Annotated in this window: 12 protein-coding genes; 10 read left to right on the forward strand and 2 right to left on the reverse strand. The window is 57.5% G+C overall.

All coding sequences use genetic code 11. The features are described 5' to 3' along the window. The first annotated feature begins 23 nt into the window (after positions 1 to 23). From D0C27_RS04845 to fabG, 5 genes are all read left to right on the forward strand, one after another. Positions 24 to 902, forward strand: a complete 879-nt coding sequence (locus tag D0C27_RS04845) for a pirin family protein (protein WP_137430529.1) — start codon at positions 24 to 26, stop codon at positions 900 to 902. A 61-nt stretch (positions 903 to 963) separates the two neighbouring features. Next, on the forward strand, positions 964 to 1,650 hold the full coding sequence (locus D0C27_RS04850) for a hydrolase (protein ID WP_042485591.1): 687 nt from the start codon (positions 964 to 966) through the stop codon (positions 1,648 to 1,650). Between the two features lie 75 nt (positions 1,651 to 1,725). Further along, positions 1,726 to 2,352, forward strand: a complete 627-nt coding sequence (gene ycaC, locus D0C27_RS04855) for an isochorismate family cysteine hydrolase YcaC (protein ID WP_026483600.1) — start codon at positions 1,726 to 1,728, stop codon at positions 2,350 to 2,352. A 91-nt stretch (positions 2,353 to 2,443) separates the two neighbouring features. Beyond that, positions 2,444 to 3,385 carry a pirin family protein gene (locus D0C27_RS04860; protein ID WP_137430530.1) on the forward strand — a complete coding sequence of 314 codons (942 nt, stop codon included), beginning with the start codon at positions 2,444 to 2,446 and terminating at the stop codon, positions 3,383 to 3,385. A gap of 312 nt (positions 3,386 to 3,697) precedes the next feature. Beyond that, entirely contained in the window at positions 3,698 to 4,438 is a 741-nt protein-coding gene (fabG, locus tag D0C27_RS04865; protein ID WP_009456856.1) for a 3-oxoacyl-ACP reductase FabG, read from the forward strand. Between the two features lie 200 nt (positions 4,439 to 4,638). Here the strand turns inward: fabG and proP are convergent, their stop codons facing one another. Then, positions 4,639 to 6,171: a glycine betaine/L-proline transporter ProP gene (proP, locus tag D0C27_RS04870; protein WP_115634556.1), complete on the reverse strand. Its 1,533-nt coding sequence runs from the start codon at positions 6,169 to 6,171 to the stop codon at positions 4,639 to 4,641. A gap of 254 nt (positions 6,172 to 6,425) precedes the next feature. Beyond that, a complete protein-coding gene (locus tag D0C27_RS04875) occupies positions 6,426 to 7,370 on the reverse strand; it encodes a LysR family transcriptional regulator (RefSeq protein WP_035269784.1) in 945 nt (314 codons plus the stop codon). Between the two features lie 106 nt (positions 7,371 to 7,476). On the opposite strand from D0C27_RS04875, the gene D0C27_RS04880 reads away from it, so the two are divergent. The 5 genes from D0C27_RS04880 (at position 7,477) to hutG (ending at position 13,040) form a co-directional block, all read left to right on the forward strand. Beyond that, positions 7,477 to 8,961, forward strand: coding sequence for an N-acyl-D-amino-acid deacylase family protein (locus D0C27_RS04880; protein ID WP_035269787.1), 1,485 nt, complete (start codon positions 7,477 to 7,479; stop codon positions 8,959 to 8,961). A gap of 121 nt (positions 8,962 to 9,082) precedes the next feature. Beyond that, positions 9,083 to 10,495: a gluconate:proton symporter gene (locus D0C27_RS04885; RefSeq protein ID WP_137430531.1), complete on the forward strand. Its 1,413-nt coding sequence runs from the start codon at positions 9,083 to 9,085 to the stop codon at positions 10,493 to 10,495. Positions 10,496 to 10,514: 19 nt separating this feature from the next. Further along, the gene (locus tag D0C27_RS04890; protein ID WP_009456850.1) at positions 10,515 to 11,360 is read left to right on the forward strand and encodes a serine hydrolase; all 846 of its coding nucleotides are present in this window, start codon (positions 10,515 to 10,517) and stop codon (positions 11,358 to 11,360) included. Between the two features lie 22 nt (positions 11,361 to 11,382). Then, a complete protein-coding gene (locus D0C27_RS04895) occupies positions 11,383 to 12,207 on the forward strand; it encodes a carbon-nitrogen hydrolase family protein (protein ID WP_137430532.1) in 825 nt (274 codons plus the stop codon). 29 nt (positions 12,208 to 12,236) lie between these two features. Further along, entirely contained in the window at positions 12,237 to 13,040 is an 804-nt protein-coding gene (gene hutG / locus D0C27_RS04900; RefSeq protein WP_137430533.1) for an N-formylglutamate deformylase, read from the forward strand. Positions 13,041 to 13,065 lie beyond the last annotated feature (25 nt).

Raw genomic sequence — 13,065 nt, forward strand, 5'->3', positions numbered from 1 at the left:
TATGTTGAAACAAGGAGATGGACATGAAGAAAATTCTTGGTATCTATAGCGCTCCCCGTCCTCACTGGGTGGGCGACGGCTTCCCCGTTCGCTCCCTGTTTTCGTACCACACACACGCAAAACAGTTGAGCCCCTTCCTGCTGCTGGACTATGCCGGCCCTGCCGAGTTTGCTCCCAGCAACCACAAGCGCGGCGTTGGCCAGCACCCACATCGGGGTTTTGAAACCGTCACCATCGTCTACAAGGGCGAGGTTTCACACCACGACTCCACGGGTCAGGGCGGCACGATCGGCCCCGGTGATGTGCAGTGGATGACGGCCGGCTCGGGCATCTTGCACGAGGAGTATCACTCCGACGCTTTTGCTCGTTCTGGCGGCACTTTGGAAATGGTGCAGCTGTGGGTCAACCTGCCTGCCAAAGACAAGCGTGCTCCCGCTGGCTATCAGGCCATTACCGACCAGCAAATTCCTGTGGTCGCACTGCCTGATGCTGCTGGCATGGTGCGCGTGATCGCCGGAGAAAAGGACGGTGCCACTGGCCCTGCCAGGACCTTCACTCCCATGAATGTATGGGATATGCGTCTGAATCAGGGTGGTATTGCCGAGCTGGAAAGCCCTGAAGGCTGGACAGCCGCCTTGGTGGTGCTGCAAGGCACGGTACTGGTCAATGGCCAAAGCGTGGCACGTGAAGGGCAGCTGGTTGTGCTGGATCGGACAGGCAGCCAGTTCAGCGTGGAAGCCAATAACGACGCCGTGGTCTTGCTGATCAGTGGTGAACCCATTGATGAGCCGATTGTGGGACACGGTCCCTTCGTCATGAATAGCAAGCAGGAGATCTTGCAGGCTATGGATGACTTCAGCAGTGGCCGCTTTGGTTCGATGGCACCAGGGTCGGCATCGTAGTGCAAGGCCCGCGGGGGCCGCATTCAGGTGGCCCCCGTCTTTCATCCACAGGAGAAACATGATGACTATCCCCAGCAATGTAGCCAACTTTAATGGTGCCGCTCCCGTAATTGATCCCGATGATGCAGTCATGCTGCTGATCGACCACCAAAGCGGCCTGTTTCAGACCGTGAAGGACATGCCCATGACCACCTTGCGTGACCATGCGGCAGCACTGGCCAAAATCGCCACCTTGAGCAAGTTGCCCGTGATTACCACGGCTTCCGTGCCACAAGGCCCGAACGGTCCTCTGATTCCCGAGATTCACCAGAATGCTCCCCACGCCCAATACGTGGCACGCAAGGGCGAGATCAATGCCTGGCACAACGAGGACTTTGTTGCCGCCGTCAAGGCAACCGGCCGTAAGACCTTGATCATTGCCGGCACCATTACCAGCGTGTGCATGGCTTTCCCTGCGATCAGCGCGGTGGCTGAAGGCTACAAGGTGTTTGTGGTGATTGATGCCTCCGGCACCTACTCCAAGATGGCCGAGGAAATTACCCTGGCTCGCATGATGCAGGCCGGTGTGGTGCCTATCGATACGGGTGCTGTTGCCTCCGAACTGCAGCGCACCTGGAACCGCCCTGATGCCCAGGAATGGGCCCAGGTCTACACCAAGATTTTCCCCGCCTATCAGTTGCTGATCGAAAGCTATGCCAAAGCACAGGACGTGCTCAAGAATCAGGAACAGCTGGATTCGCAGCGTTAATCAACGCCGCGCTCTTGCAGTACCGGGTGCAGTCCCCGCACCCGCCCCTTTCAATCATCGTTAAGGAAGACTGAGATGACTACGCCTTACAAACGTCTTGATAAAGACCAAGCCGCTGTACTTCTGGTTGATCACCAAACGGGGCTGCTGTCTCTGGTGCGTGACATTGATCCAGACAAGTTCAAGAACAACGTGCTGGCTCTGGCCGATCTGGCCAAGTACTTCAACTTGCCCACCATTCTGACCACCAGCTTTGAAGAAGGCCCTAACGGTCCTTTGGTCCCCGAGCTGAAAGAAACCTTCCCGGATGCGCCTTACATCGCTCGCCCTGGCCAGATCAACGCCTGGGATAACGAAGACTTCGTCAAAGCCATCAAGGCAACGGGCAAGAAGCAGCTGATTATTGCCGGTGTGGTGACTGAAGTGTGCGTGGCTTTCCCGGCCCTGTCGGCTTTGGAAGAAGGCTTTGATGTGTTTGTGGTCACCGATGCATCGGGCACATTCAACGAACTGACACGTCACTCGGCCTGGGATCGCATGTCCTCGGCTGGTGCTCAGCTGATGACCTGGTTTGGCGTGGCTTGCGAACTGCACCGCGACTGGCGTAACGACGTGGAAGGTCTGGGTGCCTTGTTCTCCAACCATATCCCCGACTACCGCAACTTGATCAATAGCCACACCAAGTTCACATCCGGTAAGTAAATCGCTTCGGCGCTGCGCTGGTCACTTGAGTGGCCAGCGCTTTTGGCTGTTTGAAACCCAGCCCCCAGATCTGTTTTCAGGAGTTCGACCCATGAGTACACACAGTTCCGAAGTCTCTTCATCCTTTGATTGTCCCGAAGACATCAACGGCGAAAAACGTGTTCAACGTGTTGCCGGGCGCGGCGCACAAGTGGGTGGGGGCATTACCGTCAGCCGGATTCTGCCTTCCTCGGAACGGCGCATGGTGGGGGCCTGGTGCTTCCTGGATCATGCAGGGCCCGCCGTGTTCACGTCGGGATCCGGCCTGCGTGTGGGCCCTCATCCGCATATTGGCCTGCAAACCTTTACCTGGATGATTCAGGGCGAGGTTCTGCACCGTGACAGCCTGGGCCATGTGCAAGTGGTCAAGCCTGGTCAGGTGAACTTGATGACAGCCGGACGCGGTATCAGCCATACCGAGGAGTCTTTGCCCGGCGAGGACAAGCTGCATGCGGTTCAGCTCTGGATTGCCTTGCCGTCCAAGGACGCCACCTGTGAACCCGCTTTTGACCACCATCCTGACTTGCCTCATTGGCGTGAGGACGAGTGCGACTTTACCCTGCTGGCCGGTACCTATGCACAGCATCAGGCACCCAGCAAAATGTATTCGCCTATGGTGGGGATGGATTTGAGCAGCTCCAAGGCTGGGGAAGTGAGACTGAATTTGAACCCCGAGTTTGAGTATGGCTTTTTAGTCGTGCAAGGCACCCTGGGTATTCAGTCCGAGCAGTTCGAGGCCAATGAACTGGCCTATGTGGGCCGTGGCCTGACGCAGTTGAGCTTGAGTCTGAGTGCCGGCAGCCGAGTCATTGTGCTGGGTGGCGAGCCGTACACCGAGGAGCTGGTGCTGTGGTGGAATTTTGTTGGTGAAAACAAGGATGTCATCGGCCAGGCACAACGCGATTGGCGTGCGGCCCATGAGCGCTTTGGTGTGGTGCATGGCTATGACGGTGAACCCTTGATTGCGCCGGATCTGCCATGGGAAAGCAACTGATTTTCAGTGACGGCTGCTGGTTCTGATCGTCTATTGCGATGACGCTGGCCGTGGTTTGCTGGCTGCCTGTCCTGGTTTTCGAGCAGGGCTATGGCGCATGTGTATTTCGCCCTTATCCCGTTGTTCAAATGGCCCCTTTCGGGGCCATTGTATCTGTGTACAGTTTGCCCATCGTGACTGGCGGTCTGCCTGTGATCGGAGTACAAAACAGTGTGCTGGTGCAAGCAAGACCACAGGAAAAGGTCTGTACGGCTGCGGTCAAGCCCTTTTGTTTGCACAACAGCGTTGAACAATTTCTAAAAGGTAGCTGGAATGCGATTGAAAGATAAAGTGGCCATAGTCACCGGTTCGGCAGCTGGAATTGGTTTGGCAACAGCCAGGAAGTTTGCCCAGGAAGGGGCGATTGTGGTGTTGTGCGATCGTAATGCGGATGCCGTCAATCAAGCAGCGCAGTCTTTAAGTGGTAATGGCGTTACCGCCGTAGGCTATACCGTGGATGTGACGGACCGTGCACAGATTGACGCCATGGTGGCGGATGTGAAGCAAAAGTTTGGCCGCATTGATGTGCTGGTGAACAATGCCGGGATCACCAAGGACGCCAAGCTGGTACGCATGACCGAGCAGCAATTTGATGATGTGATTGATGTGAACCTGAAAGCGGTTTTCAACTTCACTCAGGCCGTGGCCGCGGTGATGCTGGAGCAGGAAAGCGGTTCCATTCTGAACGCTTCCAGCGTGGTGGGTTTGTACGGCAATTATGGTCAAACCAATTACGCGGCCAGCAAGTTCGGGGTGATAGGCTTTACCAAAACCTGGGCCAGGGAGTTGGGCCCCAAGGGGATACGCGTCAATGCCGTCTGTCCCGGTTTTATCGAGACAGACATTCTGAAAACCATCCCCGAAAAAGTGCTGCAAGGCTTTCGTGATCATTGCTGGCTGCGCCGCATGGGCAAGCCTGAAGAGATCGCCAATGTGTATGCGTTTTTGGCCTCGGATGAAGCCAGCTTCATCAATGGCACGACGCTGGAAGTGTCGGGCGGTTTGACGGTTTAATACCGTGTTCTGAACGATGGCTTGGAGGATTCCTGTTTGAATCCTGAGCCGCCACAAAAAAGCCTGAATCTGACTTGAAGCAGATTCAGGCTTTTTCTACGGGAACAAGCGGTTTGGCGTTGCCGCTGTGAAAGTTGCAGGGGGCGTTTCAGGCCCCCCATCCGACAGCACCTACCCTCTATATAGAGAGGACTGTTTTATTAATCCAGCTCGGGGTGGCGGTCCACAAGACGCTGGCGTTTTTGCTTCAAGGCTTCCAGTTCTTCCTCGGCCTTGGCAATGGCTTCTTCCACATCTTGCACGCTTTGTTCGATGTGGTCATACGCTTCTTGCAGCAGTTCCTTGGCTTCCATGCGGTTGGAGGCGGTAGGTGTATCGCCGCGCAAGGGGCGGTTCGCCGTTTCGGGCAGGAACAGGGCGGTAATCAAGCCGATGACACTGGCAAACATCAAATAGTAGGCAGGCACCAGCAAGTTGTTGGTCTGCTCCACCAGCCAGGCCGCAACCGTAGGCGTCAGGCCCGCCACAATAATGGCGATGTTAAAGGAGGCGGCCAAGGCACTGTAACGTAGCCGGGTCGGGAACAGGGCGGGCAGGGTAGAGGCCATGACCCCGGTCAGGCAGTTCAGTAAAACGGCCAGAATCAGCAGCCCCAGGAAGATCTGCACATTGCTGTCGCTACCAATAAAGTGAAAGGCGGGAATCGCAAAGATCAGCAGGCCCAGACTACCGGCCATCAGAAAGGGTTTGCGACCTATCTTGTCGCTGACAAAACCCACCACCGGTTGCACGAACAGCATCCCTATCATCACCACCACAATAATGAAGACACCATGTTCTTCGGCATAGCCCAGGCTGCTGGACAGATAGGTAGGCATATAGGTCAGCAACATGTAATAGGTGATGTTGGTAACCAGCACCATGCCAATACAAATTAGCAGGGCTTTGCGGTACTTGGAGAAGATCTCGCCAAAGGAAACCGTGGGGCGCTCTGTCAGGGCGGCGCGGTCTTCTTTCTCCATCTTTTCCAGTTGCTCGGTAAAGGCGGGAGTCTCTTCAGCGGCATGGCGCAGGTACAAGCCCAAAATACCCAGTGGACCGGCAATCAGGAAAGGAATGCGCCAGCCCCAATCCTGGAAGGTCTCTTCGGTCAGGGACGTTTGCAGCAGCACGACCAAACCGGCGCCCAGAACAAAGCCCGCGATAGAGCCAAAGTCCAGCCAGCTCCCCAGGAACCCGCGCTGCCGGTCGGGCGCGTATTCGGCCACAAAAACTGCCGCGCCAGTGTATTCACCGCCTACGGAAAAGCCTTGGGCCAGCTTGCACAGCAGCAGCAAAATGGGTGCCCAGATGCCGATGGATAGATAAGAGGGAATCAGGCCGATCAGGAAGGTGCTGATGGCCATGATGATAATGGTCAGGGAAAGCACTTTCTGACGCCCGAACTTGTCTCCCATCAGCCCGAAGAACACTCCGCCCAGAGGCCGCACCAAAAAGGGCACCGAGAAGGTACCCAAGGCGGCGATGGTTTGTACTGCGGGAGAGGCATCGGGGAAAAAGACTTTACCCAAGGTGGCGGCCACAAAGCCGTAAACGCCAAAGTCAAACCATTCCATGGCGTTGCCCAAGGCAGCGGCGGTTACGGCTTTTTTAAGTTTGCTGTTATCTACGACGGTAATGTCGTCAATGTGAAGCGGCTTGGCGTTGCTGGATGCCGCGGAGGACTGCGTCATATGGCTTCTCCTGGAGAGCAGGACAATGACCTGCAGGGTCGCCCTGTGTGCGATCGATACCAGAGAAGAAGCACTGGCATGACGGCATTCTGATCAGGCGAGGCTTGAAGGCGATTCTACGTCCGGCTTTGCTGTTCGTCTATCGAAGGGAAAGGGTCGAGCAGTCAGGGCCAAGTCGCGAGAAAAACGGGACGCGACTTGCCGTCCTTATTGTTACTGAGCCCAAGACTGTCTCCCACCATATTTGCACATGCTTACAGAGCGCGGCATCCAGGCGGTAAAGGAGCTTTTTTCACGTAGGCTCGCACCTCATCGACCAATGCCGCCGCCGCGGGCGTCAAGTCATGTTCTTGGTGAAACATCAGACACAAGGTACGGACCAGCGTGGGGGCCTGCAGCAAGGAGAAGCTCAGACCGGGCATCAAGACCCGTTGTGCCGCCAAGGCGGGCAGCAGGGCAATGGCCAGACCACTTTGCACCAGCGCTGCTTGCGAGGTGGTGCTGGACGCTTCATAAAACGGGGCCGAGGTTTCGATGGGCAGGTCCGGACGGGACTGCAGCACCGCCATGATCCCGGTTTCGTCTACGACGCCGACCAGTTTGCGTTCATCCAGAGCAGACCAGCTGACCGTGTTGTTGGCATCCGGTTTGATCAGCTTGTCGTCGCTGCGATAGAGCACGCCAAACTGGTCTTCCAGCAAGGGTTGGCTGTCCAGCCCTTGGACATCCGCCCAGGGACTGGTCAGACCAAAGTCGATCTCCCCGGCCACGATCTGGCGTTGAATGCGTCCCGAGTTGTCATCCCGTAAATACAGACGGACCGCCGGATGCTGCTGGGAGAAATTGGCGGCTGCCGGTGCTATCAAATCCGTAATGGCCGACGGCGCTGCGGCCACACTGACCCGCCCGCTTTTCAATTCCCCATAACGCATGACATCGCTGATGGCGCCATCAAAATCTGCCAGCAGGCGGGTGATGCGTGGCAGGAACTCCTGACCAATAGGCGTCAGGGATACACGCCGACTGGTGCGGTTGAACAAGGTGGTGTTCAGGGCAACTTCCAACTGCTGGATCAGGCCCGTGACCGAGGATTGAGTTTGAAAAAGACGACGCGCGGCATGGGTGAAACTGGCCTCCTGGGCCACGGCGACAAACGCGTTCAAGTGCTTGAGCGTGATGTGCTTGGGAAGTCTGTCCATATCATTTTCTGATTAATCAATTAACTTAAACAATTTTTCATATTAATAATACCTTTGGATAATGCGGTCAACTCCCCTTTTTGTGGGAGGGTTAGTGGAGACGTAGATGCAGACAGACGACCGCAGGCTGGACGTCAAGATCAGCAATGGCTGGATTATTGATGGCTTGGCCACCCCGCGTTGGCGTGGTGATGTGGGTATTCGAGAAGGACGGATTGTCGCCGTGGGCGACTTGAGCGCCTGGCACGCCGATCAATCGGTGGACGCCAGCGGCCATGTGGTGGCTCCCGGGTTTATTGATACTCACGGCCATGATGACTTGATGTTCATCGAGCGGCCTGTTCTGGACTGGAAAACCAGCCAGGGCATTACGACGGTTGTGGTCGGCAATTGTGGCGTCAGCGCTTTCCCGGCTCCTTTGCCCGGTAACTCGGCAGCGGCTTTGGCCTTGCTGGGCGATTCTCCCTTGTTTGAAGACATGGCGCAGTACGTGCAAGCCGTGCGCAAGCTCAAGCCCATGATCAACGTGGCGGCTTTGGTCGGTCACGCGAATCTGCGCATGGCCGTGATGCAGGACCCCTTGTCCCAGCCGAATGCCGATGAACAAAAGGCCATGGAAGCCTTGCTGGCCAAGGCCTTGGAAGAAGGCGCCGTGGGCTTTAGCACCGGCCTGGCTTACGAGCCCGGCTGCATGGCCGAGCCGGCCGAACTGGAAGGTCTGGCCCGTGTTGCCGCTTCCAAAGGCTCTTTGCACACCAGTCATATTCGCAATGAAGGCGACACGGTGCAGGAGTCGGTAGAAGAAGTGCTGGCGGTAGGCCGCCAGACGCAGTGCGCCACCCTGGTGTCGCACCACAAGTGCATGATGCCGGCCAACTGGGGCCGCAGCAGCCATACCTTGGCCAATATTGATCGGGCCCGCGCCGATGGCGTGCAGGCCACCCTGGATATTTATCCCTATTCGGGCAGCTCCACGATCCTGATCCCCGAGCGCGCCCACACCATAGACCAGATTCGTATTACCTGGTCCGAGCCTCACCCCGAGTGCAATGGCCTGTATCTGGCCGAGATTGCCGAGCAGTGGGGCTGCGACCGGGAAACTGCCGCACGGCGTTTGCTGCCTGCTGGCGCGATTTATTTTGCGATGGACGAGAAAGAAGTCCAGCGCATTTTCAGCCACCCATGTTGCATGGTGGGCTCGGACGGATTGCCTGCGGATGCGCATCCCCACCCTCGTTTGTGGGGTAGTTTCACGCGCATTTTAGGGCGGTACGTACGCGAAGATGGCCTGATGTCCCTGGAGCAGGCGGTTGCCAAAATGACCGCCATGCCTGCCTCGGTCTTCGGGCTGGAAAACCGCGGCGTGTTGCAAGTCGGCGCCTGGGCGGATCTGGTGGTGTTTAATCCCGAAACGGTGCAAGATTGCGCCACCTGGGAAGAGCCCACCTTACCGTCTCAAGGTGTGCAGACCGTGTTTGTGAATGGCGTACAGGTTCACCCTGTTGCCCCGGAGCAGCGGCCCGGCCAGGTGCTTGATCGCGCCTTTGCCGCTCAGGCACAAAGCCTGGATGCGCCGATTATCCCGCTATAAGCGGCGCGTCGGACAAGAAAACAGTCGCTGTGATCTGGGGCGGTCAACCAGGGCAGGGCGATTGCATCACATGCAGGTCGGTTTTTGAAAACTGGCCAGGAAGGATCGTTAAGGAGACGACATGAGTGTCATTCAGCAACAAATGCCAACGGGCAAGCGCAATGCTGCCATGGTGGTGTTTTTAATTGGCATGGCGATTGCCTTGTACACCCACTTTTACATGCCGGGTGAAAACTCCCTGTGGGGCTTGACGCCGGTAGTGGTGTTTGCGCTTATCGCCTTGTTGGGTGTGGATATTGTTCTGGCCACGATTGGTGCGATTGTATTGGGCGCCATCATGACCAGTACCACGCCCATTGCCATGGGCAAACTGCTGGCCGAGTCTCTGGGCTCGTTCATTGCCGTGGTGGGTTTGATTATTGTGCTGGGCGCCGGGGTGGGTGAAGTGGCTGCCCGTACGGGTGCCGCCGAGCAATTGGTGCGAGCCATTGTGAAGCGTATTGGCTTGTCCAATCCGGTGCGTGTGCGTCTGGGCATCATGGTGGCCTCCACCTTGATCTGTGGCGCTCTGGGTACGCTGGCTGGCGGTAACGCCATTATTGCTGCGGTGGTGATTCCAATTGCCGCGGCCGTGCGCCTGTCCCCTCCCGCTGTGGCTGCCTTGTTCCAAAGTGCCGGTTCCGCCGGTCTGGTGCTGGGCCCATTCACCCCTAACGTGGTGACCGTGACGGGTCTGACCGGTCTGAGCTACACCGATTACCTGCTGGTTGCTGGCTTGCCCATGGCAGCGGCGACCTTGCTGACCGGCTGGTTCATGTCCGGTCGCATTCAGAAGATGACCAAGGACTATTTCCAGTACGAAGAAGCCTCGCAAGGTCAGGCTGCTTTTGACGTGAATGCCAAGGCTTCGCCCAAGGCTGTGCGCGCTGCCTGGGCTTTCTGCATCACCATCGTGGGTCTGGCTGCGGTGGGTATCGCCTCCAAGGCCGGCTTTGCTTACGCCATTATCGTGATGGTGTCTCTGGGTGCGGCAACCGGTCTGGCCGGTGGTATGAACCCACGTGAAATTTTGCAGGCCATGTATGCCGGTGCGGGCAAGCTGATCTGGATTTTCTTCCTGTTCTGGCTGTTCAACCCGGTGCTGGTGCTGGTGGATCAGCTGAACGCCTACCACGCCTTGCTGGACTCGGTACAACCGTATCTGGTGGGTATTAGTGGCGCTGTGCTGTGCATGTTGATTGTGGCCTTTAACGTGGTCGGTCACATACCGGGTGCGGCCGTCGCGCAGATGACCTTTACTGCCAAGATTTTTGGCCCCGTTCTGGCTGCGGCTGGTGTGGGCCCTGCAGCTACCGCTGCCGTTATTCTGGGCAGCTCGCAGATTGACTGGTTTGGTCCTTTCCCCTCTTCGGACATGTTCGGCCAGATGGGCCTGGCGCGATCCACTCAGCTCAAATACATGTTGTATAACGGCTGGGCGGTCATGATCATCAACTTGTTGATGTTCGCCGGTCTGTTCATGATTTTGGTCTGAGTACTGAAGGAGAGTGTGTATGTTTACCTTAGGAAGCGAGTTGCTGGATGCGCCACTGGTTCGTGAGCGCCTGCAGGAACGACTGGAGCCTTTGCTGACCCAGGAGTCCGCCCGTATTTCGATGGCGGTCTACGCTACCGACGGTACCTCCTTGTTCGAGTGGCATGCGCAGCGCGTCATGCCCTCGGCCAGCCTGATCAAAACGCCCATGCTCCTGTGCCTGCTCGAGCAAGTTGCTCAGGGCAAGCTGTCGCTGGATACGGTTTACCCTCTGCCCGAGGGCGACCGTACCCCTGGCACTGGCATCTTGAGCCAGCTGCCCGGCGTGCCCAGCCTGAGCCTGCGCGAGCTGGCCCTGCTGATGATTATCCTGAGCGATAACGTCGCCACCAATGCCCTGATCGACTTGCTGGGCATGGATAACATCAACGCCTGGAGCGCCCAGGCCGGTTTGCAGCATACGGATTTGCAGCGCCACATGATGGACATGAAGGCGCGCGAGGCCGGTAAAGACAACTGGACGACCGTTCAGGATGCCTGCTCGACCTTGCTGTATCTATTGCATTCGCCTGCCCTGCCGGAAAGCCTGCGTCAGCAGGGGCTGGACATGCTGGCGGATCAGCGTGAACGAGGTCACTTTGCGGCAATTTTGCCTTCTATCGCCCAACTGGCGCACAAGACCGGCTCCTTGCCCGGCTTGCGTCACGACGCCGGTATCTTGACGATGGGCGAACGCAGTGTGGTGCTGGCTGTGATGGCCGATGGCTTTACCGATGGCCGCACCAGCACCTCTTTATACGGTGGCCAGGGAGCGGGTGTCTTGTCCCGTCTGGCCTTGGAAACGGCCCGCGCCCTGCAGTATTGAGCCGGTCCGAAAGGATAAAAGTATGTCTACGACACGTGTTGCCCTGGTTCAATTGGATAGCGGCCGCGACCGCCAAACCAATCTGGACCAGCTAGAACATTGGGTGCTGGCCGCTGCCAAAGACGGCGCACAACTGATTGTGACTCCCGAGTACAGCGATGTACGTGCTGATACGGAATGGTTGCAGCAAAATGCCACGCCCATTCCGGGTCTGGTGACGGATCACATGGCCAGCCTGGCGCGCCGCACCGGTGCCTGGATTCATCTGGGTTCCATGCACGAGCGCCGTCCTGATGATCATCGCCTGGGCAACACGAGCGTGACGTTTTCACCAGAGGGCGAAATCGTGGCGCAATACCGCAAAGTGCATTTGTACGATGCGGTGGTGAACGGTCTGGAATACCGCGAGTCCGACGATTTCTGCCACGGCCAGCATCTGCAAAATGTGCAGGTCGGGGATCTGAATCTGGGCCTGAGCATTTGCTACGACATGCGCTTTGCCGAGCTGTTCCGTACCTTGCGTGCCCGTGGCGCGAATGTGCTGGTAGTGCCCGCCGCCTTTAATGTGCATACCGGCCGTGACCACTGGGAAGTGCTGTTGCGCGCCCGAGCCATTGAAAATCAGTGTTACGTGCTGGCCGCCGCGCAGATTGGCGGTCCCGGTCCCGCCATGCCGTGCTTGGGTCGCAGCATGATTATTGACCCTTGGGGCACCGTATTGGCCTGTATGCCTGATCATCCAGGCTATATTTGCGCCGATCTGGACCCCGCTCGCGTGCAGCGCATGCGTGAATCACTTCCGGCCTGGCAGCACCGCCGGGGTGATCTGTATCCTATTCCTTCTTGATTGTGTGCTGAAACAGACTGGAGTCTGCCATGACCGTACCTGCTGCCTTTGAGTTTTATCCGGGCACTGCCCCCTTGTTGATTTCCATGCCCCACTCGGGCACCTACGTGCCTTCGGACTTGCAGGCGCGTTTTACGGAGTCAGCGCGTCAGGTGCCGGATACGGATTGGCATATTCCACGCTTGTATGAGTGCGCCCAGAAACTGGGTGCATCCGTGCTGGTGGCGACGTATTCGCGGTTTGTGGTGGATCAGAACCGCCCGCCGGACAATGCCAGCCTGTATCCCGGTCAAAGCGTCACCAGCCTGTGTCCCGTGGACACGTTTGGCGATGAACCCATTTACCAGCCTGGCCAGGAACCGGACGAGCGTGAGGTTGCCCAGCGTCGCGAGACCATCTGGCTGCCGTATCACCAGAAACTGGAAGAAGAGCTGACGCGTTTGCTGGCCCTGCATGGCCGTGTGGTCCTGTGGGATGCGCATTCGATTCGTTCGGTCGTGCCGCGTTTTTTTGAAGGCCGCCTGCCGGATCTGAATTTCGGGACTGCCAATGGCCAGAGTTGTGATCCTGCCTTGAGCGAGCGTCTGATGAAAACCGCCTCGGCCAACAAAGACTACAGCAGCGTGTTGAATGGCCGTTTCAAAGGTGGTTACATCACCCGCCACTACGGACGTCCCGAGCAGAACATCCATGCTGTGCAGCTGGAAATGGCGCAGTGCTGCTATATGGAAGAGCAGTGGCCCTTTGATTACAAAGAAGAGGCGGCCCACAACATCCAGCCCCTGATCGAGGCCTTGCTGCGCGACGCGCTGGCCTTTGCGACCGAGTCGTAAATTCATCCTGAGCCCCGGCACAGAC

This window comes from Alcaligenes faecalis (assembly GCF_005311025.1).
Lineage (GTDB): Bacteria > Pseudomonadota > Gammaproteobacteria > Burkholderiales > Burkholderiaceae_B > Alcaligenes > Alcaligenes phenolicus.

Bases quoted from the DNA above. Each gene is read 5' to 3' on its own strand.
- D0C27_RS04880 (WP_035269787.1), top strand. From the start codon at position 7,477: ATGCAGACAGACGACCGCAGGCTGGACGTCAAGATCAGCAATGGCTGG.
- D0C27_RS04860 (WP_137430530.1), top strand. From the start codon at position 2,444: ATGAGTACACACAGTTCCGAAGTCTCTTCATCCTTTGATTGTCCCGAA.
- D0C27_RS04895 (WP_137430532.1), top strand. From the start codon at position 11,383: ATGTCTACGACACGTGTTGCCCTGGTTCAATTGGATAGCGGCCGCGAC.
- fabG (WP_009456856.1), top strand. From the start codon at position 3,698: ATGCGATTGAAAGATAAAGTGGCCATAGTCACCGGTTCGGCAGCTGGA.
- D0C27_RS04875 (WP_035269784.1), bottom strand. From the start codon at position 7,370: ATGGACAGACTTCCCAAGCACATCACGCTCAAGCACTTGAACGCGTTT.
- ycaC (WP_026483600.1), top strand. From the start codon at position 1,726: ATGACTACGCCTTACAAACGTCTTGATAAAGACCAAGCCGCTGTACTT.
- D0C27_RS04845 (WP_137430529.1), top strand. From the start codon at position 24: ATGAAGAAAATTCTTGGTATCTATAGCGCTCCCCGTCCTCACTGGGTG.
- hutG (WP_137430533.1), top strand. From the start codon at position 12,237: ATGACCGTACCTGCTGCCTTTGAGTTTTATCCGGGCACTGCCCCCTTG.
- proP (WP_115634556.1), bottom strand. From the start codon at position 6,171: ATGACGCAGTCCTCCGCGGCATCCAGCAACGCCAAGCCGCTTCACATT.
- D0C27_RS04850 (WP_042485591.1), top strand. From the start codon at position 964: ATGACTATCCCCAGCAATGTAGCCAACTTTAATGGTGCCGCTCCCGTA.
- D0C27_RS04885 (WP_137430531.1), top strand. From the start codon at position 9,083: ATGAGTGTCATTCAGCAACAAATGCCAACGGGCAAGCGCAATGCTGCC.
- D0C27_RS04890 (WP_009456850.1), top strand. From the start codon at position 10,515: ATGTTTACCTTAGGAAGCGAGTTGCTGGATGCGCCACTGGTTCGTGAG.